The sequence below is a fragment of the Vibrio sp. Vb1554 genome, from assembly GCF_033344235.1.
The window spans coordinates 78975-103667 of the sequence record NZ_JAWPOJ010000003.1 but is presented as its reverse complement, the minus strand read 5'-3'; the positions used below and the strand labels follow the sequence as shown (position 1 = coordinate 103667).

Here is a 24693-nt window from a genome sequence, read left to right as displayed (position 1 = left end):
TTCACGTCATTGGATGTCTAGCCTCAAATGCATTGAGCTGACTTGGATTTGGCGTAACATTTTAAAGACAAAAGAAAAGCCTCAATCTTGAGGCTTCTGGATAAGATATGTTATGGCTGAAGGAAGTTTTGAGTGAAATCGAGCGCCTCTTTAGAGAGTTTTTTTTCGTTGGGCGATGTGCTTGCCTGACCTTCTGCTGTTACCGTTGTCATGTTAGGCTGAAAATCTAGTGTTGATGTCTCCTCCCAAGCTTCGGAGGCTTCTTTACTCTCGTCATTCAACACCGCATTGAGCTCCTCTTCCGCAGGAAAATACGCTTCGCGTTTGTACACTTTGTTAAGGGCTCGAATAATAGAGTGCTTTCTCACCATTCCTGAGGCCAGTTTTCTTTGCAACGGCTTCGCTATGGACTGCAATCCAACGACAACATCAACACCAATATTGGTTGCCACTTCATCACGTAACGTACGCGCAGGTTGGTAGCCCATATTGGCAGCAAGAAACAGCCAAACGTAAGCAATTGCATTACCCGTTTTACCTTTATCCTTCCACGCTTCGCCAGCATGATACATCGCTTTAGCACTGCCACCTTCCGCGGCCCGTTCTAGCCAGTAGCAACCTTTAACCATGCTTTTTTCTGTACCAATGCCATTTAGGTAACATAAGCCGACTTGGATCTTGCCATCCGCACTGTCTTTTTCCGCCGCTTTCATAAACCAGTAAAGCGCATCTGCACTGCGTCCTGCACTATTGTCTGGTGAAAGCTGCCATTCCCCCATATAAATCATGGCATCAATGCAGCCTTCTTCGGCGGCAGTTTCAATCAGTTGGTTACCTTTTGGGATATTTTTTTCAGTTCCTCGACCAAAGACCAAGGCCTTGCCCGTCGAAAATTTCGCTTCGGTATCCCCTTCCATTCCCGCAATTGCGGTACGCCAGAAGTTTGCCTGCTCTTTTAAAATCACATCTTCGCGCATGCGTTCACTTAAGCGAACAATGCCGTACATCCCCGTCACATTGTCCAGTTTAGCGGCTTTATCATACCAATACAGCGCTTGACGAATGTTGTCCTTTTCGGCTTCTTTCGCTAGAAATAAAATGGTGGGGATATGCCCAGTTTCGGCTTTGAACTCTCGCTCTTTACGCTCTTGCTCTCGCGCTTTATGCATCGCCTTTCGATAAGCGGCTTCGCGAGCTTTCCTCTCTGCCTCGAGTCTCTGTTTCCGCATCGACAACGAGATCATCCACACAAATATCAGGACGAGTGAAAGGCCAGTTGCCGCAATGGCAATGCCCATACTACTCATAAATAGCCTCTTTTGGTTTCAGGGCCCAATTCAACTCCCTTTCAGGGAAATCTTATGATTACGCGCCGACGTAACGCCGACTACCTTCATTATATAACGACCACTTAGCGAAAATCTGAAGCGTGCGAAGACTTAATGGCGGTATTTTATTCAACATCACTGCAACTTATTTTTAAAAGAAAAATATAGCCCTCATTTTTATAGAACTTAATCACGGTTTTGGGGCTGAGACATTCTCATCCCCTATCATCCCCCCTTACTCATCCCATAAAAATTTACATTTTAATGATGTGCAGAATCTCTCACTATGCGCCTGTTTTATTATTTAATTTGTGAACAAAATCGACTGTGACAGAAAATTTGCACCTGTAAAAAACTTAACAGCCTGCTCTCACATTTTGCTGATGATTCAGTGTATTAGCATCTAATTGAACATTTCCTTTTTTGGCATCTGCCTTTCTAGCGTGTGCAAAACCTTCTTGATGATTGAGTCAGCGAAGGCAGCGCGCAGCTCAATATCAATTCAATAACAATGGATTTGTAAACGTGGACAATAAGACATTTAAATTATCAACAATTGCCAAAACCGTACTGCCTTTGATTTCCGTCGCGGTAATCAGCGGTTGTGGTAGTGATAGCACGAACGAAGATACGACGAACCCTGGCTCAGGCTTGTACCCTGCGGGAGAGAACGAAGTCGTCATTTATTACAAACGTGACGTAGCATCAGCTTCAACAGCAAGCGACTACGAAGGTTGGGGCTTGCACCTATGGAACGGTGAGGGCTGTACCAGCACAGATTTAGACGCAATGGGCATTCCGGGAACAGGAACGGATTGGTCTGCGCCACACCCATTCGATGGCATCAACGACACCTACGGTGCTTACTACGTACTGAAAATAAACCCTGACGCCTCTGACCCACACGAATGCATGAACTTCATTCTGCACAAAGGTGATGAGAAAGCGTTCGGCAGCGCAAACTCAAAAGTAGAGTTGACGAAAATCGGCGAATCGAAAGGTTTGTTTGGCTTCCACGGCAGCAGTGAACTTTACTACGAGCCAATAGAAGAGCGCCCTGTTGATATTGATGGTCAAAAAGCCCATTGGTTAGACGCCAACACCATTGCATGGGAAGCGGCGACCAGTGCGGATTCCATGAAGCTGTTCTACAGCCTTAGCAATGACATCAAAATGGATGAAGATAAGCAAATCTCTGGCGGTACAGCGGTTGAGCTGACAAAGGCTGGTGAGTTGTCTGATGGTCTGAAATCACGCTTCCGTCACCTTGCTAGCCTTCAAGCTGCGGGTATCGATGTCGATGACGCGACCTTGCGTACGATCCTGAAGTCACAAATCGTTATGGTGGCTTACAACGCAAATGGTGACGTCATTTCTGCAACTGAAGTGCAAAAACCGGGCGTTTTGGATGCGGTGTTTGCCGATTCCAAGGCAGGTAACGCGATCGGTCAAGAACTCGGTGCGATTGTGGAAGGCGGTGCCGCAACCTTCAAACTATGGGCACCAACTGCCCAAGATGTTGATCTGATAATCTACGATGAAAACTTAGCAGAAGAAGCGACCGTTGCCATGACGGAAGACCCAGCAACAGGTATCTGGGTTTCTGAGGCACAAAGCAACGTTGTCAACAAATACTATCGCTACCAAGTTAAGGTATACCACCCAACAACTGGCGTCGTTGAAACGCGTTTGGTAACAGACCCATATTCAATGAGCTTGTCTAAGAACTCACGATACTCGCAAGTGGTTGATTTAGATGATCCAAGCTTAATGCCTCAAGATTGGAAAAACTACGCACGCCCAACGGTTAAAAAAGACGAAGACCACGTCCTTTACGAGTCACACATTCGTGATTTCAGCTTTAACGACAGCAAAGGCACACCAAGTCTTGATGGCAAATATCTGGCGCTTACAGAACCTGAGCGTGAGTCTGTATCTCACTTACAAGCTTTAAAAGATGCTGGCCTAACAACGCTACATATCTTGCCAGCATTTGATATTGCAACCGTGGATGAAGACGCTGACAAGCGAGTCGATATCACCGACACCGTGGGTAAACTTTGTGGCATCAAGCCAGAAGCCTCCATTTGTGAGACCGAAGATGACGGCAAAGTGATTGAAGAGGTATTAAATAGCTACGACCCAACAACGGGCAAAGCACAAGCGTTGATGAACGATCTTCGCATGCTAGACAGCTTCAACTGGGGTTACGACCCTTACCACTACACCGTGCCAGAAGGCAGTTATGCGACCGATCCTAACGGGTCTAAGCGTATTCTAGAGTTCCGCGAAATGGTTCAAGCGACGCATAAAATGGATCTGAAACTGGTCATGGACGTCGTGTACAATCACACAAATGCATCTGGTGTGAACGAAAAATCAGTACTGGATAAGATTGTCCCTGGGTACTACCACCGCCTAAACGTCAACACTGGCGGAGTCGAAAACTCAACCTGTTGTGATAACACCGCAACCGAGAACTTGATGATGGGTAAACTAATGGTTGACTCATTGATGGTATGGGCGGATGACTATAAAGTCGATGGTTTCCGTTTTGACCTTATGGGCCACCAGCCGAAAAATGTGATGGTTTACGCACTTGAAAAAGTCCGTGAAATTGACCCGAATACCTTGTTCTACGGCGAAGGTTGGGACTTTGGTGAAGTCGCGCAAAACGCTCGCTTCGATCAGGCGACACAAGTCAACATGGCAGGGACAGAAATCGGTACTTTCTCTGATCGTCTGCGTGACGCAGTTCGTGGCGGAAGCCCGTTTGATGGCGGTGTAGATTCTGAAGGTAAGCACCCACTTCGCTTTAACCAAGGCTTTGGTAACGCCGCTTATCCTAACGAAGAAACCAAAACTGACGCAGAGTCGGTGAATGGTCGTTTACACAACCAAGATCTGGTTCGTCTAGGTATGGCTGGTAACTTGGCTGACTACATCCTTCTTGATTACAAAGGCGAAACCAAGCTGGGTAAGAACGTTGATTACAATGGTGCTCCTGCAGGCTACACAAAAGTGCCATCAGAGAACATCTCTTACGTGTCTAAGCACGACAACCAAACATTGTGGGATAACAACGCCTACAAGATTGCGACAGGCACTTCATCTGCCGAGCGTGCACGTATGCAGTCTGTGTCCCTATCAACGGTGATGCTTGGTCAAGGCATTCCATTCATCCACATGGGTTCTGAGCTATTGCGCTCTAAATCTATGCAGCGCGACTCGTACGATTCTGGTGACTGGTTCAACCGTGTATTCTTCGACGGAAGCGACAATAACTGGAACGTTGGTCTACCACGTGAAGACAAAGACGGTGCAAACTGGGAGCTGATCAAAACCATCGTTGGTGACAGCACGGCGAAACCAGATTCAACCGACATCGAGCTGACTAAGCAACAATTCCTAGAGCTACTAAAAATCCGTAGCACAAGCGAACTGTTCCGCCTAGATACCGCGCAAGAAGTGATGAACCGTGTTGACTTCCGCAACGTAGGGAAAGACCAAGTGGAAGGCTTGATTGTGATGTCTATCGACGATGGTACCTCAGCGGGTGCCGATTTAGATTCGAACTACGATGCAATCGTGGCCGTTGTGAACTCAACATCAACTGAGAAATCTTTCAAAGTTGCCGGCGCAACTGGTTTCGAGTTACATGAAGTTCAACAAAACTCTGCGGATGACATCGTGAAAGGTGCAAGCTTCACCAATGAAACGTTCACAGTACCAGCACTGACAACAGCGGTATTCGTACAGCCACAAAACGGCGCGCAAGGTGCTGGCCTACCAGTAAACACGGATAACAAAGACGTATCGAGTATTCCTCCTTACGGCGAAACCGTGGTTTACGTGAAAGGCACGATGAACGAGTGGTCTGATAGCAGTGATTGGGCGATGACCTTTATTGGCAACGGTATGTACTCTGTAACTGGCGTTCTTGAAGCTGGTGAACACGAGTTCAAATTCGCGGACTCTGGTTGGGCAAATCCAAACATCGGTTGTGATGCTGCGAATATAGCTTCTGGTTCACTAGAATTAGGTTCAGAAGGTAACTGTAAGCTGTCTGTTGCTGAAACAGGTAAGTACAACTTCACTCTGAACGCGCTACATGTTCAAGATGAAAGCGTAGAAAAACCGGTCGTGTCAGTGACCAAGTCAGCAGATGCACCAACATTCGGTGAAACAGCACTTTACTTACGTGGCACTATCACTACATGGGATGCTCCAGCACAAGACTCAACAGCGAAGTTCAGCTATGTTGCAAATGACGTTTATTCGCTAGACATTACCCTAGCGGCGGGCAACTACGAGATGAAAGTTGCGAGCGCAGACTGGGCAGCAGACACCAACTTCGGTGGCGAAGGCAGTGTTGAGCTTGGTAAAGCGCTAACGATGGAAGTCGGTGGCGGTAGTGCAAACCTGAAAATTGCGATTGCAGAAGCAGGAAACTACAACTTCCACTTCAACGCGGCTGACAAGTCGGCGCCAATCGTGACGGTAACGAAAAACTAGTTTCATTTAAAAACATCCGTAATGAAAAAGGGGAAGCATCACGCTTCCCCTTTGTTTTGTTGGCGTCACTAAATGGTGGATACCAAAATCAAAAAGGCGTTAGTTTCCCCAAATCTGTTCAACAAACTCAGGATGATCAATGAATGGATTACGATTGCCCTGAAAATCAAACACTTGTTGATTCCGATTTCGTTCTTTTTCACTAACGGGATCATTTTTGTGCCAACGTTTCAGCATGTTTAACATCCAAGGTTCAAAAACCGTTGAACTTGAACCATCAAGGACAGCATCCGCATTGCTTGAATTGCCTTCCCAGTTACCTACAATATTTTCATAGCGGGTTGCCATGTAGAAATAAGCACGGGCGAAGTCGCCCTTAAACTCATCAATCGGCTCAAACACCGTACCGGAGTAGCCCAGATTAGTGCTTGCTTGGCCAAGTTTAGAGCCATTACTAGACACGTAGGTCGCGGTGCCCACTTCACCAAATGGCCAATTACTGCGCTTCGCGTTTACATAACCATCAGTCGCAAACAAGTGATGACCGTCTGAGTTCATCGGCTCAACCTTACCGCCAAACCAGCTTTTCGGAAAAGAGTGCTCACGGTTGTAGCAATCCCCTTCCGTTTTGTATTGGCCACATTGGTCTGTGACTTTGGTAAAGCTTACTGTATCGCTACCAGATGGCTTTTCAGAATACATATCGAGAATAGAGCCATCATTTTCGTAATAACGATCAATATCGGCATCTTTTACCAAGGTCCAGACCGCAGAATAGCCTCGGCTGGAGTGATTATTGATAATGTTAAACAACGCTGTTTTTAGAGCGTATCCCGTCTTACCAGATGCCGCTTGATAGTAACCATCAACCACTGGTGGGGTCGTGGTTGAGTCACCTAACGTAAAATCGGTGGTTTCACTTTTCGAGAATTCAGCGCCAGAAGCAAGAGTCTTATCTCCCTCAGTCAGCGTGTACGACCCCGCGCCACTGCCACAACAAATGCCGTCACCATACTCGTCTTGAATCGTGAATTGGTAGTTACCGTCAGCTAAGCACATGCTCTTTTCAATGGTGATTGCTGACTCATATCCCTGACCAGAAAACAGTACTTCAGCTTGGTTGTTTTTTAACGTCCAGCTAGTTTCTGAACCATAATTATCGGTTGTGAGAGTCAAGACCACTTGGTGATCACTACAACTTTCTACAGGAGGTTGTGTACTCGTCTCAGTCGGTTGAAAATTATCGACGTAGACAACTTCTGAGCCATCAAAACTGGCTTCATCGTAAAAACGCAAACCGACGTTGATGGTCTTGTTCGAGCTCGCTGTGTAGTTGTGCGCGAGCTCTTGCCACTGGTTTATCTGTTGTGGGTTCGAGTAATTGTGATAACCATCAACCACCAGACGTGCTTTTACATTTCCTTCGGTATGATAAACCGAGACAGAAAACGGATAGGTTTTCCCTTGCTCCACATTAATGGTTTGCAAAAAGTCGGTGTTGCTTTGGGTACCTGTATTCACGACGACCTGGGCAGCCAGACCACCCGATTTGATTTGCTCGCTGCTTGGCGACACTGTAATGCCCGCGTCAATCTCTGACCACTGCGTAGGTACATTGCCATTCCACTGTTCAAAGTCACCGTTGATAATTTGGCTATATGCAAACGGAGAGCTAACAGCAGCAAGGAGACAGAGGGAGTTCGTTATGGATTTCATTATACTTTTCCATTAGTTATATAAATCCCAGACACGATAAACATATTAGTGGGGCATAAATAATCCTTCAGTCACATTTTTACGTTGCACAAGTGTTAATTTACTTTTTAATGTGCAGCTTATCTCACAAATATCCATCTGCTGAAAACAAACGCCAATACAAAAAGCGAAGCAACTTGTTGGCTACATCGTCGTAAAACCATTAAGGGAAAAGTAAAACAGACAGAAAAAAGCCAAGTGTGCGCCTATGGGGGTCAGCAACAACACTTGGCTTGTTTATAAGAAAGCTTGTGGTCAGCTCAACTGGTGAGCATCAATTCTGGATAATTCCTTAAGGTTTTACCGCAAAGAATCGTCCTTGTAGTGGCGACATTAGAATCTGATATTGACCATTACTCGGAGTAATTTTTTCATTCGTGAGCAAATCCACCAACTCACCAGTACCAACACTCTCCTGAGTAAGAGTGACGCTTCTAGCGCTCTCTAAGGTATTTAGCGCAAACAAGACTTTGTCCGAACCAGATTGTTTCAAGTCCACATAACTGCCGTTACTCGCAACTAAATTCGTGCGTGACCCTTGATAAAGTGCAGGATGCGCATCGCGCATTGTCATCAGCGATGTCACATAAGATTTGAGATCGGCTTGGTTTGCATCAAGCGTCGCCGTCACGCCTTCAATTTTCGCACTGCTGCGCGCAACGTGATCATCGCACAAGCCTTGAATGGCACAGGTGCTGTTGTCTTCTTTTGCGGCAAAACCATCCACTTGATCCCCGATTTCATCACCGTAGTACAACGTGATTGGCCCGGTGTACGCCGCTTGGAAAGCAAATGCGGCTTTATGGCGTAACCAATATTCCACATCATTCACATCCGCTAAATTTCCGCGCTGTAACAAGTCACCAAAGCGCACTAAATCATGGTTGCCGATCATCAAATTCGGCTGCGCATGTGTTGGATATTGGTTGTGTGTGCTGTAGCCGTTGTCTAACCAATCCGCACCGCGACCACCCACGCCACTCTCATTCACGGCCAAAGTTTCAACGATGCGATAGCGCATAGGAAAATCAAATGCAGAGCACAGTGCCGGATCGCTGTTCGATCCATACGCCTCATTCGCGATTTCAGACTCCCCTTTCCAAATCTCTGCCACCATGTAACCCAACGGATTCACTTGTTCGCCTTTGCTATTGGTGTACGTCACACTTTGTGAGGCTTCATCGACGGCTTTACGAAGTTGTGTCCAAGCGTCTGTCGGAACTTGATAGGCTTGATCTAAACGCCAGCCGTCAATCTTCAGTTCTTTGATCCAATACGTTGCCACTTCTTTGTAGAAATCGAGACTGGCTGGGTAATCAACGGGGTTGCTCGATCCCGATGGCAACAAACCGGAGGGAGATGGTTTGATCAAACCATTCTTATGGTGGCCAAATACGCCATCAAAAAACACGTACAAACCGCGTTTGTGTGCTTCATCGACCAAGGTTCTCGCCGTTTCTAAATCACCAAAACGTGGATCAATGGTGAAGTAATCCGTAGCAAAGTAGCCCGTGGCATCCAGACGATCGGCCCAGTGTTCTTGGCCCGCTATCGCTTCCGATTCAAAAACTGGCGTCAACCAAATCGCGTTCATCCCTAAATCTTGGATGTAATCGAGTGAATCAATCACTCCTTGCAAATCGCCGTTATGATGGCTGGTGCCATAACCTGTACCGTGACCAATGCTCGCATCACCATCTACAAAACTCTCTACCATGATTTGATAAGTACGAAGTTGGTTACTTTGCGCCATGACATTGGCTTGGCAAGCATAACTGGTATCCGGTAGCGGAGTGCTACTATTAGTGTCGCCACCACCAGAAGAATTACACGCAGATAAAGCACCAATCACACTTAACGCAAGCAACGATCGAGACAGGCGATGGTTACGTAGGATATTACGCATTTTATTCTCCCTAACTTACTCAAATAAACTACGGAAATTTGAGTAATAAAATTAACCCCGACATGTGTTTCATGCAGGGGTTAATAAATAAAAATAGATTTTAAATAATTGAATGGAATATTATTGGCACTTATTTACCATGACATGAACAGGTTTGCCTTTGCCTTCAAACTGAAGACTCCATACATATTTACCATCTTCTTTAATATCAACCGAAGTATCCGTACCGTAACCACCAAATGTTAATGGTGTTAATTCACCAACGTTCATTCGATTACCTTTTGCGGTAAATTGTGGGAACCATAATTCGGTCGCATACTGCATTTTGTAGGAGCCTACTTTTTCTTGAACCACGGCTTGGTAGAAATTATTCCCTTTGTAGGTGTATTGACGCTGAGGCACGTGTTTCCAATCGGAATCCGCAAAAGTACCCACCACAAATAGTGGTTTAGAAATAGGTCCTTTCGCCGTGCTGTCTGGGTTATCACACGCTTTCATGAAAGCAACCACTTCGTCTTGAGACATATTAACAACTGGCTCTGTGGCCGCTTCAGGTTCTGCCGTCGATTGACAACCTACTAAGGCAACAAGTAGGGCAGCAGCAAGAGAGGTCTTCATCATGTTCATTTCACGTAATTCCTTTTTAGTATATCCAAAGCAAAATAAACTCAACGGTTAAAAGAAATATTAATCGTTATTAAAATGGAAATATCAAACGCCAAATAAATATCGTCAGATTGCGAATTTAAATCACTTTGAGAAGTTTGTTTATTTCCTAAGTACAAAAAATAAGTTAGGAACTGCCATTAATTATTGATCCAACCTATATAAAAAACAAAGTAATAAAAATAATTATGTGAATAAGGTAACTCTATGTAGGGGTATTTTTATTGATTTATTTTCTATGAAAAAGGTCAGCATTTCGCTGACCTTTTTTATCTGATTATTTTCTATTTACGGCTTTCACAAACACTTGTTGTGCACCTTCGATACCCAGTTCTTTTGCTTCATCAAGCAAAGTGAGCGCTTTCGGAATATCATTCGCTGCGACTGCCGCTTCAATTGAGCTGTAGTAGTAGCTAGTAAGGTCCGTACCTTGGGGAATGTTATCGTTTTTCGCAACAATCTTAGTATTCACAATATCATTCGCGGATACCGAAAAGCGGAACTGACCGAGTGGGCTATGTTTCGCTAGAGGGTCTGCAATATCTGGCGGCTGAGTGTGACGCGCCATGGCGAAGGCTTTTGCAGGGTGTAAAACTTGTGTACTTCCTTTTAGATCGGCGGAAGTCGTGTAAACCAACACATGCAGATCGTTACCTGTCATGTCTGGAATCACATTGAGATCAAGTACGAATTTATCGTTGTCCAACAGTTTTGCTGGTTCATACTTAAACTTTGAAAAATCTGCTTGGTAAATGGTTTCTCCTGCCGAGTTCATCACTGCGACATTAGGAGCATAAAATTGAAGTTCTTTACTTACGAATGTCTCTAATTTGATATCGAGACTGCCACGGTTACCTGGAAGAGCAAACGCTGCAATAGCGCCAGCACTGTTACCATCCAACAACATTTGGCTTTTATCAGTCAAAGCGAATTCAGTAACCACAGGCACGTTAAGCGGTACCCATTGAATATCACCCGATTGCGTGATCACTTGTTGCTGACCTTTTGGACTCATCTCTACTTGTTCTACAGACGCACAACCAGTAGCCAACATGCCCAGCAGTACGGGAGCAAGCCATTTTTTCATTACTGTCTACCTCGACTCTTTATTGTTTTTTTAAATAAATACAGCCAGATAAGTTCTGGCTGTATCATTCTAGGACAATTTAGGACTTAGTGGTTAGATGATTACCACCAAGCTTCAGCTTGTACACCGAATTGGAACGTATCGTCTGAACGACCGTTGTCAAATGTGTTTGAGTTGTCTTCTTTGTCAGCCGTTAGGTAAGAAGCGTAAACACGGATTTCAGGACGAGCCCAGAAGCTAGAGCCAGCAGACCATGCTTGAGCAACAGTTAGCTTACCGTATTTGTTTTCTTCGCCGTCGTTATCGTCGATAGCGTAACCAGCTTCGAAGATAGTTTTGTGGTTGTCATCCCATTTGTACATTGGACGAACAACAACAGACATTGTTTCCCACTTGTCTTGGCCAGCCCACATGTCTTCACCAACACCGTACACTAACTGGTGACCCATTTCCCAGCTGTCGCCCATGCCGATTACACCCCAGTTGATTAGGCGGTAACCAGATGCACCGTTGTCAGCTTCTGCGCCGTACCAGCTACCGTCGCCGTAGAATGCCATTGTTTTTGAGTAACCTTCAGTACCGTACTGAAGCACTGTTTTGTTGAAACCAGCGTCTAGACCTTGAGTCAATTCTGCTGTGAACATTACGCCGTTTTTCGCATCTTTAGTGCCGTTTGGCGCAGCGTCAGTTTCGTTAAGAATTGCGTAGTTCAAGCCCATTTCTAGAGAGCCGTTGTCCCATAGAGGAAGACCTGCGTAACGTACGTCTAGAGTGTTTACGTTTGTTGCGCCACCATCGTTGCCTGGGTCTGCGATATCGCCACGGTCATTACGAACCCAAGCGAAAGAAACTTTACCTGGACCAGCTTCGATACCTTCAACACCAGCGCCCGCGCCAGAGATATTCCAGTAGTAGAAGTCAGAGATATGAATGTCGTGACGTTGGTAGTAGCGCTTACCAGCCCAAAGTGTTGCTTCTGGAGCAAAGTTTAGTAGGCCTTTAGCTTGAACGTTGAATTGACGTAGTGCGAATTGTGCATCGTCAACACATTTCACTTCGCCGTTATCCAAACCACAGTTAGCAGAAGTGCTTTCCCAGTCGTTTGAACCATTAGAAGTCATTGCAACCATAGAGTCTACGTAGAACGTTTTGCCGTTGTTGTTGTAAACTTCTTTACCTAGTTGAATCTCGCCGTAGATATCGCTTTCATTACCTAGACGACCGATCTTGTTCTTTTCGAATGTTAATTGTTGACCACCGTCAGCGTTCACGCCAACGCCAGCACGCATGTAACCGTGGAAATCCACTGCGAATGCAGAACCAGCAGCTAAAGTTGCAGCTACAGCAGCAGCAATTGCACTTACTTTTTTCATTCTTAACTCCATTAAGGGTATTTATAATTCTGTCTTCCCTGCTCACTCTTTTAGGTGAATATAGGCAGTAAAAACACACCTAAAGAAAGAGAGGTAAGATGGGAACGAATCCCCGTTTGTTTCAACAGTTGTGAGATTACCCGAGGCGTACAAGGATGACTTCCTCCGCCCTAAACTAATTTAAGGGGGATGAGAAGGGAGTAGAAAATTTACCGAATGGTGTTTTTTCGAGTCAGATCACCAATCTAGGGAGGAATTAGTAAGTTTGTTCGGTTTTGAGCCGCTACAAAGTGATAGCCATTTCATATTTTTGACTCTAAGCCGTCACATAAAGTAATTAAATTACACGAATATTTTTATATTTAGGGTGGTTGACCTTAGTAAGACAAAGTTTTTAACTTATAGTTTCCTAAAGGTAGCAATAAATATTAAATAAAGTATCTCCGATGACACGACTTCTCTCTCGCCCCTACCCCCTGGGCGCAACATTGAATAAAGAAGGCTGTAACTTCTCTATTCATGCTCCGGGCGTAAAAGACATTCAACTGGCATTGTTTGCAGACGATGGCAGCTACGAGCTTCGCGGTTTACCGAATGAATACGCTGGCATACGTCATACTTTTATTCCAGATATTAAGCCGGGGCAAAAATACGGTTATCTTGTCTCCCACAAGGACGAGCCACTGTTAATTTCTGATCCGTACGCAAAATCAATAGATAAAGCCCTCCACTATCATCCTCCCTACTCTCCAGCCAAAAGTTTCGATATGCCGAAGTGCGTCGTTATCGAAGATGATTTTGACTGGCAAAACACGGATCACCCGCGTATACCCAGAGAAGAGATGGTGTTGTTTGAGACGCACGTCAAAGGGATTACCCAACGCCACCCAGAGGTTGAGGACAAGCTGAGGGGGCGCTATTTAGGTCTTGCATCACCTGAAATGCTGGCCTTTTACAAACAGCAAAACATCAACACGCTGCAATTGCTACCTGTCGCAGCATGCATGCATGAGCCTCACCTACTAGAGATGGAAAAGGTCAATTATTGGGGATACAACCCTTATCTCTTTATGGTGCCCGATCCGCGCTACGCAGAACAAGACGCCGTTACGGAATTAAAAACAACAATTCGCGAATTGCATAAAAACGGCATTGAGGTGATTCTCGACGTGGTTTACAACCACACTGCTGAAGGTGGTGAAGGGCCTACAATCTTCAACCTGAAGGCCCTCGATTCCTGTTTTTACATCAAACATGGCAACCACTTCGCCAATTACACTGGCTGCGGAAATACAGTGGATCTCACCTACCAACCAGCCTTAAACCTTGTGATGGATACATTGCGCTACTGGGTTAGCGAATTTAAAGTCGATGGCTTCCGTTTTGACTTGGCTGCAACGTTAGGTCGACAGGGCGATGATTACAACCCAGAAGCAGCTTTCTTTAAAGCCGTTGCGCAAGACCCAATTTTGCGTGAAACCAAATTGATTGCCGAACCTTGGGATATTGGTCCAAATGGCTACCAAGTGGGTAACTTTCCATTTGGTTGGAACGAATGTAATGACAAACTGCGTGATATTTCCCGCAGTTTTTGGCGCGGTGATCAAGGCTATTTAAAAGAGTTTGCCACTCGATTAATGGGCTCTCGTGACATTTACAGTGCAGCGAACTGGCCATACAAACTCACCGTAAATTACATCACGTATCACGATGGCTTCACACTGCAAGATTTAGTGTCTTACAAGCACAAACATAACGAAGCCAATGGCGAAGAAAATCGCGACGGTCACGGTGACAATCGTTCAGAAAACTACGGTGTTGAAGGCGAGACAGAAAATCTGATGATCATCGCCACGCGTGAGAAGCAAAAACGCAACCTTATTGCTAGCTTGCTGTTTGCCTTCGGTATCCCACACATTCTCACTGCTGATGTTCTGTCTCACACCCAAGGCGGTAACAATAATGCCTATTGCCAAGACAACGAAACCAGTTGGCTGAACTGGGAAGAGACAGAACGTAAGCAACATTTCAAAGCATGGATGTCACAAATGGTCGCCAACCGAAATCAATACATGGTGCCATTTATCCGAGCTTTCAGTGGCGAAAACCGCAATAACAACCGCATTTTCTGGCGCCGAACAGACGGTCGCTTAATGGAGCACGATGATTGGAACCGTTTAAGCTCTGTCGCACTTCACCTTGGTATCGGTAAAGAAGGACAAGAGTTGGTCTACCTCATCAACCAAACTAACGCCACAGCGCGCTTTAAGCTCCCCAATGAGCGAAAGCAAGAATGGGTGACGATCTGTGATACAAACGTACGTAACCTCAACCCAGGACATGCTGAAGGCGAAGTCTTGCTGTCACCCACCTCGATGGTGATTTTGCACTATCAACCAAACCAAAGCACACCAAAAGGTGAGCAAACGCATAGCTAAGTTATAAACGCTCCAAAAAAGGAAAGCCGATGCATCTCAGTGCTTCGGCTTTTTTGTTGGTTAGATTTGCCTAACTCATTATTCGCAAGGCGGCGCTAGGTGAATCAAAGCTAACCCACCCAGTGACGTCTCACGGTATTTCTTGTTCATGTCTTTGCCCGTTTGGTACATGGTTTCAATTACCTTATCCAACGAGATCAAACATTTACTGTTACGCTTTAATGCCATGCGAGATGCATTGATCGCTTTCATTGCGCCCATTGCATTACGCTCAATACACGGTACTTGCACTAAGCCACCTATTGGGTCACAGGTCATGCCTAGTGAGTGCTCCATGGCAATCTCAGCCGCAATACAAATTTGCTCATTGCTGCCACCACGTAGCGCGGTCAAGCCAGCTGCCGCCATAGAGGAAGATACACCGACTTCGCCCTGACAACCCACTTCGGCACCCGAGATAGACGCATTGGTTTTGTACAAGATGCCAATCGCACCGGATACAGCAAGGAAGTCTTTAAGCTGTTTAGTATCGAGCTCTTTGATGAAGCGATGGTAGTACATCAATACCGCCGGAATCACACCCGCCGCACCATTAGTTGGCGACGTTACGACTTGTCCACCAGCCGCGTTTTCTTCACTCACAGCAAAAGCAAACAGGTTAATCCAATCCATGATTTCCATCGGATCGTTTTCGATTGCTGCATTTGCTTCAAGCTTCTTCAGCAAGTTTGGCGCACGGCGGGTCACGTTCAAGCCGCCATCCAAGATACCTTCTGTCTCGAAACCGCGCTCCATGCAACGCGTCATCACACGCCAGATCTGCTCTGCGCGTTGATTGATGGCTTCCATATCCTGAAACGCTTGTTCGTTTTTCAGAATCATGCCGCCAAGGCTCATGCCATTCTTCTCTGCCTGTGCCAACATTTCGTCCGCACTGGAGAATGGGAACTCAACTTCTACGGGCGCAGTCGCGCTGCCATTTTGCAGTTCATCCGCCGTTGCGATGAAACCGCCACCGATAGAGTAGTAAGTTTCAAACCCAACCTGATTGCCGTGCGCATCTAACGCAGTAATCGTCATTCCATTCTCATGCAGAGGAAGGTTCTCTTCATGGAACAACATGTCCGTTTTGTAGTTGAATTCGATTTCATGACGGCCATCGACAGACATCATGCCCTCTTCAATCGCCTTGCGCATCGCTTTGTTCGCAGAAGCGATTTTGATGGTATCTGGTTTGTTACCCAACAGACCCAAAATGGTTGCACGGTCAGTATGGTGACCAATCCCCGTTAACGAGAGTGAGCCGTATAAATCGACTTGAATACGAACCACTTTTGCCAAGTTCGATTCAATCAAACGAGTGAAGTGATAACCCGCGATCATTGGACCATTGGTGTGAGAGCTAGAAGGGCCCACACCAATCTTGTAAATATCAAAGATGGACAGCATAAACTTACCTATTACGACAATGCAGCATAAAGCCAATCAGGGAGAACCATACAAGCAGCGATGGTCGCCACAGCGAACACCAACAGCCCGTAATGGCTTGCGGTTGGCTTTGCAAAAAGATGTTTTTGATTATTGATAAAGATTTGTTGCTCGGCAGTCACAGCGCCCCAACGACGGCTCACTAACACACCAAACAAAAGGAAGACGAATGTACCAATTGGCGCGAACCACGGCCAAGCCACGTCGAGATACATCGCAGTAAACACCGCAATCACACTCATGATACTGCCAACGATCACGCCTTTCTCATTGGCTTTCGCCCAGAATAAACCAAGCACGAATGAACCCAAACGGATACCAACAAAGATGGAAGTCAGGCTAGCGATGGTTTTGAGTACCGATTCATTCGATACCGCCAGAAGAGCTGGCACTACCACCATAGCCGCAGCTAGCAAACTCATCTTTCTTGCGACTTTTTCGTAGTGCTCATCATCGGCACTCTTGCGAACGAAACGCTTGTAGATATCGAACGTTGCGACGGTCGCCATTGAGTTGTAGGTAGAATCCAAGGTCGACATTGCGGCCGCCGCCAATGCGGAAATGATCAAACCAACGACGATTGGGTTAGTGTGGTTGAAGACGAAATCCAAAATCACTTCGTTGCTGTTTTCAAACGATTGATCTTGATAGAAAACACTCAAAAGAACACCGAGTACCGCGAAGAATAAGTACACAAAAAATGCACCGTAACCACACAACAGCATCGACTTCTGCGCCGTCTTTTCACATCTCGTCGCTAACGTGCGTTGGATGATCAATTGGTTGGTGCCGTACACACTCAAATGCAAAAAGCTCACGGCAACCACGCCAGCCCAGAGTGTGGTATCTACGCCTAAATCAAAGTCTAAGTTGATGATATTCAGGTGATCACGAGAAAGGTAATCTGCCGCATTAATCTCTGTCATTAGAATGGCAAAGATAGCGATGCTGCCCGCAACCAATACTGCAGATTGCAACATATCGGTCCAGATCACCGTGGAAATCCCACCCGCATAGGTATAGCAAGCGGTGAAAATACTAATGTAGATAATAGCTTCAGAAATACTGATAGGCAGAACTTGCACTAAGATCAGCGCCACGGCATACAAAATCACACCCGCAGAGATACATTGAACCACAATGAACACAATCGAGTTGATGGTTCTTGCATACACCCCAAAGCGGTGCTCAAGATATTCATAAATCGAAGTCAGACCCAGCTTATAGAAAACAGGCACAAAGAAAATGACGGTGAAAAAAATAACGATGGGATAGTTAAGGTGAATACTCATCGCTTCCATGCCAGAGCTATAAACCCAACCTGGCATCCCTACAAACGTCATCGCACTAATGTAAGTCGCAAGTATCGAAACACCTGCCGTAAACCAGCCAAATTGCTTTCCACCCGTAGAAAAGTCGCCACCATTGCTGTAGCGCTTATTCACTAAATAGCTGATTAATATGGTGATTAACACGTATAACGCAATCACCACAAAACTTGAGTACGTAACCATTTCAGGGTTTCCATAATTCTGGGTGCTAATTATTTGTGCTTGAATATTACTTTAAAAAAGCATATCTAAACGATAATACCGCCATAACTGTGACTACAATCACCAATATAGACGGTTATATATTCAAAAATGCCAAAAAGACCGATTTAATGAGACTCCCATCACTAAAAACCACTAATTGGGTACGCATTCATTTTAAAATTGATATTGATCACGGATCTAATGACCTTAAAAAAACTATGATTCACCACGACACGAAATCGAAGATGATCCCAATAAGATCGTGTTCTTTAAGTTTGAATAGCAACAAATCCTAAGTGAAATAGAGGTTTATCGGTCATGAATGCCAAAAGACACATGAGCGAAGTTCCTATGATTCAAAGGGTAGCTGCCTATCTAGCGATACTGGTTGGTTACTTTTTCTATTGTTATAACTTTGTAATTATTGACTACGTACGCCCATACATCGTTGAAGCGTATGATGGTATTAGCCTGTCAGACACTGCCCAGTTCTATACATGGCAGTCGGTTGGTGCGCTTATCGGTGCATTGAGCTGTGCTTGGTTCGCAACAAAATTTGGTAAGAAATCCACTCTTATTACCATCACAGCCCTAAACGGTGGCGCAACGATCATCAATATGATGTTCACCGACTACACAACATGGGCAGCAATGCGTTTCATCATTGGTTTGTCACTGGGTGGTTACTTCACCGTGGCAGTAAGCTTGATGATCGGCCTATTTACGCCAACGGTACGTGGTAAGTTGACGGCATTCGCGTCTTCTATGTTCTCTGTAGCACTGATGGTAATGGGTGCATATGCAGCATTTATTGCAAGCATTGATGCACCATGGGAAAGCCTAATGCTTGTAGGTGGTATCCCACCATTGGCAGCAGCTGTTGTCATGATCTTTGTATTACCTAGCGACAGCAAAGTGATCGCTTACGGTGAAGAAGAGCAAGCAAAGGCAGAAGAATCAAATGCACCAGCGAAAAAAGGCTCTTGGGGCGAAATGTTAAGTAAACCTTACCGTAAGATCACTCTAACGTGTCTATTGCTGGCTGGCCTTAACTTCTACGGTTTCCAATTCTTTGGTGGCTTCGTAACCACTTACCTACGTGATGTGCGTATGTTCGACGGTGCAACCATCGGTCTCATCTTCTCTATCTCAGCGTTTGGTTCACTGTTTGGTGCGTGGTTCTGGGGTTGGGTAGCTGACAAATTCGGTCGTAAGGTGAACGCATTTGGCTTCATCCTAGCGGGCATCATGGTTTCAATCTTCTTTGTTGCACCTGGCGACATGGTGATTGGCGGCCTAAACATGCTGGCTCTACTTGGTCTGATTTACAACTTCGGTCTGTCTTCTTCTGCGGTATGGGGTGGTTACTTCTCAGAACTGTTCCCAGCACACCTACGTAGCTACGGCGCGGCGCTATTCCACGGCGGTCGTATCCTCGGTATGTGGGCACCAATGGTACTTATCTTCATCCAAGAACGTACCGACCTACAAACCGCAATGTGGGGTTCACCAATCGTATGGATCCTTGCTGGTCTTCTATGGCTATCACTGCCAGAGACACTAAAAGGCGGCGTGTTCGATAAGAGCAAAAAAGCCGAAGCAGCAAAAGCGTAACTGAATTTCAAAAACTCCGGCTGGCTCCCCGGCCGGATGAAAAAACTTAATTTCGAGTCCTGTTCCCAAAGCCGACTCGACAGCAAATAAGAGAGTTTATTATGTCTAAATATCAAGAAGCGAAACGCGTTGTACGTGAATACTTCAGCGCAATGGAAAACGCAACTCACGAGAACGTGGCAGAAGTACTAAAAGCACACACTTCAGAAGATTACCTATGGCGTGGTGTTTACCCATTCCGTGAGCAACAAGGCGCTCAAGCAGCGGCTGACGTTTTCTGGGCTCCTTTGATGAAATCAATGACTCGCATGCAGCGTCGTCAAGACATCTTCATCGGTGGTGAGAACGAAGTAACATCAGGTGAAATCTGGGTAATGAGCATGGGTCACTTCATGGGTCTATTCGACGCTGAATACCTAGGCATGCGCCCAACTGGCAAAATCATGAACATCCGCTACGCAGAATTTAACTGTGTTGAAAACGGCAAGATCACTAAGACTGGCCTATTCCTAGACCTTCTAGGTGCAATGGACCAAGCGGGTTGTTACCCACTACCACCATCAACAGGTAAGCACTTCGTATACCCTGGTCCTCGTAACCACGATGGTCTACTGTTCGAAGACGCAGCACCAGAAGAAGGCGTAGCAACACTAGCACTAGTGAACAAGATGGTTGATGACCTATCTGCACTAAACGACAGTGGCGCTATGGGTTGCCCACCAGAAGTTCTTGAGAAGAGCTGGTCTAAAGACATGATCTGGTACGGTCCATGTGGTATCGGTGCGTCTTACACAATCCCTCGTTACCAACAGCAGCACCAATTGCCATTCCGTAACAACCTGAAAGACAAGAAGTTTAACGGCCACGTATGTCGTTTCGCAGAAGGTAACTTCTCTTGTTTCTTCGGCTGGCCAAACCTATCTAACACGCCAATCGGTGGTTTCCTAGGTATGACAGGTGGTGAAGTACGTGCAGACATGCAAGTGGTTGACGTTTACTACCGTGATGGCGACAAGCTATCTGAGAACTGGGTACTGATCGACCTACCTTACTGGCTAAAACAGCAAGGTCTAGACGTGTTCGAGCGTACTCAACAGATCCTAAACCCTTCTCTATAAGAAGTCCTAGGGGCGGACTGTCAACCCGCCTTTATGTTGCCTGAATCCCCTCTCGGTTCAGGCGACATGCTCCCAACTCGTGCCTCAAGGATAGGGCACAACCTCAAGATAGAACCCTTATTCAAAACGGGCATGAACGCACGGTGGCTTTCTGCGCCCTGAATAATGAGATTGATGATGAAAAAGTCGACCCTTTCTGCAGTGATTTTAGCAGCGCTTACTTCTAGCTCAGCCTTTGCTGCACACACTTTTGTTAATGACGCTGGCGACAGCCTAACCATCGATGGCCGTTTCGATCTTCGCTACCAAGACCGTGGCGGTGATGACAACGGCGAATGGAACAGCGGCAGCTCACGTTTCGGTTTGAAAGGCCAAATGGGTCTGGATAACGGCTGGACTGGTTTCGGTCACGCGGAATGGGGCTACAACTCTGGCGCGAACGGCGACAACATTTACGACCGCTTGCTATACGCAGGTGTTGATCACGAAAAATACGGCAAGATTGCTGCGGGTACTAAGCAGTGGTCTACCTTCTACGACGTAGCATGGTACACCGATTTAGGTCGTGTATTCGGTACTCGTGGCTCAGGTGTTTACAACCTAGCTGACTGGGGTATCGCATCCGGTGCTGGTCGTGCAGAAAACTCAATTACGTACCGTAATTCAATTAATGAAAAAGTGAGCTACGGCTTTACTTACCAAACCACGCGTGAAGATGTTGCTCTAGCAGGCAATGCGACAGCCTCACTGAAAAACGGCATGGGTGCGTCGATCACTTACAAACCGGTTGATGGCGTAACACTGGGTGCGGCTTACCATCAAAATGAAGTTGCGGATCTAGATGCAAGCGTGGTTGGCGTAGAAAACGGCGACAACATGCGCATCATGCTATTGGGCGCAAACTACAGCAACGGCGGCTTCTACGCGGGTGCGACTTTCCACGTTGGCGAAAACTGGGAAGCAGTGAGCCAAGGCGGTACGGACGTGATGTTCGATACCCTAGGTGGCGAAATCTACACTTACTACCACTTCGACAACGGCCTACGCCCAACGTTGAACTACAACTACATGGAAGATCGTGGTGACGAGACACAAGGTTACGAGCGTAACTTGCTGATTCCTGGTCTTGAATACCACTTCCAGAAGAACAAATTCCTAGTTTGGACTGAATACCAGTTCGACCTAGGTAAAGATCAGTACGATGGCAGCAAATTCGAAAATCGTGATGATCAATTCGCGGCAGGTATTCGCTACTACTTCTGATAATACTCATCGCTCACCACCTATACCCAAGTAGCCTTAAGGTGGTGAGTGATGAAGTTCTTATCAACACAAAGCAAAGTTATCTTGAAGCCAAGTAGTCATCACTTCACTAACAATTAAAGGCTGCTCCAGCGTAGATAGATGCCCACACTCCGGGATAACATGAAGCGTCACGTTTGGGATGCATCTCTCCATGAGCAGATGATTGTCTAGCGGACAAAGCTTATCTTCTTTACCTGTTATCACCAACGTAGGAGCTTGAATGTCCGCCAATAAAGGTCGAGCATCCGGGCGAGTTGCTAACGCTTTAGCATGTGCTTCAAATGCCTCCAAACCTACATTGACCGCCATGCCTTCTATACGCTCAGTTAACGCTTTGTCTTGTAAACGGCTTGGATGAATCAGCACGGGCATTAGAGTGTCAGGCGTAATGCGTTCAAACTCACGACTTAACGCTCGACTAACCAGTGCATCACGCTTTTGTGTCACCTCTGGCTTTTCATCCGCCGCATTGGTGTCCATTAGCACCAAACCTTTGACTCTATCTGGCGCTTGGCGGTACACCTCAAAGGCAAGAATCCCACCCATCGATAAGCCACCGAGCAGAAACTCTTGCGGTGCATCTTGCAACACTTTCTGCGCTAACTCTTCCATTGAAGGCATTGACGCCAGTGTCGGGCATTGTGGCTCGACCCAACTTGGCATCATTTGATTGATGTCCTCAAACAATGTGCCATCACAAAGTAATCCGGGCAGCCAAACGAGTGAGGTGGATTGCGTCATCTTATGCTCCTGTCAGCGGCTTTGGTTGATCAGAACCAAGAATGCAATACGTCAAACTATTACCACGCAAGTTCGTCAGCGAGTAAGACGCACCTTCTGGAACATTCAGCACATCACCGCGCGTTAAAACAACATTCGCTTGTTCGCCTTGATGCGTGAGGACTACTTCCGTATCACCATCAAAGTTGATCAGCACTTGTTTTTCTTCTCGGCAGTGTTGAGGAATCGAGCCTCCTTCAGAAAGCTCATAAGCCATGATGCTCACTTCGTCTTCACTCTTAACTTGGAAATCATAGCCCGCTAAAGGGTGACCAGTTACCGCGTATTGCTTGACGTTGCTAGCGCTGAAGTCGCCTTTGATTGCACGATAATCTTTTTGCAGAGCGACGAACGGCATCATCTCTTCTGTGGTGTAAGTATCGAACTTGGCTAGTTCCTCTTTGGTAAGAAGTGGCATCAGCTCAGACTCATTTGGCACCGCATCGCCATCAATGGTGTCCACCAACGTGCCATCCGCTTTCAAGTACAAACCGTGGCCTTGGCTGTCTTTGATAACGTTTGGATGCCAAATAACACCACCACCTGAATCGTCTCCGCCAAGTACCGAGAACATAAACCCGTAATCACGGCCAACCACCTCAAAACCACGGAAGAGATTGGTTGGAATGGAGATGACATCGCCATGAGACAACACCGCCTCGTGTTCCCCATCGTTCCCCCAATAAAAACGGAATTGGCCTTTGAACACCAAGAAAAGCTCGGCGGTACGATGAGAGTGCAACGAATTTTTGATGCCCGGCGGTTGGCCTGCCGCACCAATGTTAAAGCCCGCAGTATCACGAATGTGAACGTGTTGACGACTGCTCTCTGCTACCCCTGCACCGATAATGCAGAAGTTATCTTTCAGATCACTGCCAGGTGTACGCGCATCGATAAACGCACTGGTACCCGGAATCAGCTCCATATAGCGGACCAGATTGTCATTCATTTTTGTTTGTAGAGTCATAGGGGATCCTTGTTGTCCTTGTTTGAACCTAGCCTTGAATTGTTAATTGCAAACCGACTGTTAGTGACAAACCGAGCGTTAGTTACAGTCCTAGAGGTCGACCGCCATCAACCGCGATGGTATTGCCTGTCGAGAAGGTCAGAACCTCTGCCGCGGCGTACACGGCTTGAGCAACCTCTTCATCATTGGCTAAACGCTTGAGCGGCGTGGATTGTTCTTGTTGGTTACGCCAAGCATCGTCCAAGCCTTTGACAAATTCGGTGTCGACAAGCCCAGGCGCTACCGCCAAAACGCGAATCTCGGGAGACAATGCGCGAGCTAAAGAACGAGTCATGTTTTCTGCGGCAGATTTACTCGCGCAATAAGCAATGTTGCTGCCCATCGCAGTCTGTGCCGCGATAGAAGTAATGTTCACCACACAACCATTGGCTTGCTTGAGCAAAGGCTCAAAAGCTCGAACCATGGCAAAAGGCGCACGGACGTTCACTTGGAAAATTTGATCAAACAGTTGGTCATCCAAACTTTGCAGATCGGCATGCGCGACGAACTTCGTCATCCCCGCACAGTTGACCAACAGATCCAGCTTGTCGCTCATTTCAATGACTTGATGTTTAAGCTGCTCAATCTCACCCGAATCTGCCACGTTCAGTTTGAATGCCAAATGTTCGTTACGTGGCAGCGAAGAAAGCACGTCGTCGGCTGCTTTCTGATTACTGTTGTAAGTCAGAATTACGCGATATCCAGATTCAGCTAGCTTGCGACAAATGGCGGCACCCAGTCCGCCACTGCCGCCTGTGACTAAGGCAAGTTTCGACATA

At 46.3% G+C, this 24693-nt stretch carries 16 protein-coding genes; 5 read left to right on the top strand and 11 right to left on the bottom strand.

Going from position 1 to position 24693, the window contains the following annotated elements; all coding sequences use genetic code 11:
* Positions 1-110: 110 nt before the first annotated feature.
* Positions 111-1307 (bottom strand): tetratricopeptide repeat protein, encoded by a 1197-nt coding sequence (locus R8N28_RS03985; protein ID WP_065275516.1) that lies wholly within the window; start codon positions 1305-1307, stop codon positions 111-113.
* 546 nt (positions 1308-1853) lie between these two features.
* On the opposite strand from R8N28_RS03985, the gene pulA reads away from it, so the two are divergent.
* Positions 1854-5843 (top strand): pullulanase-type alpha-1,6-glucosidase, encoded by a 3990-nt coding sequence (pulA, locus tag R8N28_RS03980; protein WP_065275517.1) that lies wholly within the window; start codon positions 1854-1856, stop codon positions 5841-5843.
* A gap of 99 nt (positions 5844-5942) precedes the next feature.
* Here pulA and R8N28_RS03975 read toward each other — a convergent pair whose 3' ends face one another.
* The 5 genes from R8N28_RS03975 to R8N28_RS03955 all read right to left on the bottom strand — a co-directional run bounded on the left by R8N28_RS03975 (position 5943) and on the right by R8N28_RS03955 (position 12630).
* Positions 5943-7559 carry an endonuclease gene (locus R8N28_RS03975; RefSeq protein ID WP_065275518.1) on the bottom strand — a complete coding sequence of 539 codons (1617 nt, stop codon included), beginning with the start codon at positions 7557-7559 and terminating at the stop codon, positions 5943-5945.
* Between the two features lie 331 nt (positions 7560-7890).
* Positions 7891-9504, bottom strand: a complete 1614-nt coding sequence (locus tag R8N28_RS03970) for an alpha-amylase family glycosyl hydrolase (RefSeq protein ID WP_064354974.1) — start codon at positions 9502-9504, stop codon at positions 7891-7893.
* 120 nt (positions 9505-9624) lie between these two features.
* Positions 9625-10131 carry a hypothetical protein gene (locus tag R8N28_RS03965; protein WP_017634473.1) on the bottom strand — a complete coding sequence of 169 codons (507 nt, stop codon included), beginning with the start codon at positions 10129-10131 and terminating at the stop codon, positions 9625-9627.
* 316 nt (positions 10132-10447) lie between these two features.
* Positions 10448-11257: a MalM family protein gene (locus R8N28_RS03960; RefSeq protein WP_005374786.1), complete on the bottom strand. Its 810-nt coding sequence runs from the start codon at positions 11255-11257 to the stop codon at positions 10448-10450.
* Positions 11258-11358: 101 nt separating this feature from the next.
* Complete coding sequence (locus R8N28_RS03955; RefSeq protein WP_005374784.1) at positions 11359-12630, bottom strand: maltoporin; 1272 nt, start codon at positions 12628-12630, stop codon at positions 11359-11361.
* 446 nt (positions 12631-13076) lie between these two features.
* Here R8N28_RS03955 and glgX point away from each other — a divergent pair, with 446 nt between their 5' ends.
* Positions 13077-15068, top strand: a complete 1992-nt coding sequence (glgX, locus tag R8N28_RS03950; protein ID WP_065275519.1) for a glycogen debranching protein GlgX — start codon at positions 13077-13079, stop codon at positions 15066-15068.
* A gap of 78 nt (positions 15069-15146) precedes the next feature.
* Here the strand turns inward: glgX and R8N28_RS03945 are convergent, their stop codons facing one another.
* On the bottom strand, positions 15147-16517 hold the full coding sequence (locus R8N28_RS03945; protein WP_005383410.1) for an L-serine ammonia-lyase: 1371 nt from the start codon (positions 16515-16517) through the stop codon (positions 15147-15149).
* 11 nt (positions 16518-16528) lie between these two features.
* Entirely contained in the window at positions 16529-18070 is a 1542-nt protein-coding gene (locus R8N28_RS03940) for a sodium:solute symporter (RefSeq protein WP_005374777.1), read from the bottom strand.
* Positions 18071-18409: 339 nt separating this feature from the next.
* Between R8N28_RS03940 and R8N28_RS03935 the strand changes: the two genes are divergently transcribed.
* From R8N28_RS03935 to R8N28_RS03925, 3 genes are all read left to right on the top strand, one after another.
* The gene (locus R8N28_RS03935; RefSeq protein ID WP_017634479.1) at positions 18410-19705 is read left to right on the top strand and encodes an MFS transporter; all 1296 of its coding nucleotides are present in this window, start codon (positions 18410-18412) and stop codon (positions 19703-19705) included.
* 101 nt (positions 19706-19806) lie between these two features.
* Positions 19807-20823 carry a nuclear transport factor 2 family protein gene (locus R8N28_RS03930; RefSeq protein WP_005374772.1) on the top strand — a complete coding sequence of 339 codons (1017 nt, stop codon included), beginning with the start codon at positions 19807-19809 and terminating at the stop codon, positions 20821-20823.
* A gap of 177 nt (positions 20824-21000) precedes the next feature.
* A complete protein-coding gene (locus R8N28_RS03925; protein WP_009706550.1) occupies positions 21001-22086 on the top strand; it encodes a porin in 1086 nt (361 codons plus the stop codon).
* Between the two features lie 63 nt (positions 22087-22149).
* Here R8N28_RS03925 and R8N28_RS03920 read toward each other — a convergent pair whose 3' ends face one another.
* From R8N28_RS03920 to R8N28_RS03910, 3 genes are all read right to left on the bottom strand, one after another.
* A complete protein-coding gene (locus R8N28_RS03920) occupies positions 22150-22869 on the bottom strand; it encodes an alpha/beta hydrolase (RefSeq protein WP_318183324.1) in 720 nt (239 codons plus the stop codon).
* A 1-nt stretch (position 22870) separates the two neighbouring features.
* Positions 22871-23875: a cupin domain-containing protein gene (locus R8N28_RS03915; protein ID WP_262635275.1), complete on the bottom strand. Its 1005-nt coding sequence runs from the start codon at positions 23873-23875 to the stop codon at positions 22871-22873.
* 82 nt (positions 23876-23957) lie between these two features.
* On the bottom strand, positions 23958-24692 hold the full coding sequence (locus R8N28_RS03910; RefSeq protein WP_065275522.1) for an SDR family NAD(P)-dependent oxidoreductase: 735 nt from the start codon (positions 24690-24692) through the stop codon (positions 23958-23960).
* Between the last annotated feature and the right edge of the window lies 1 nt (position 24693).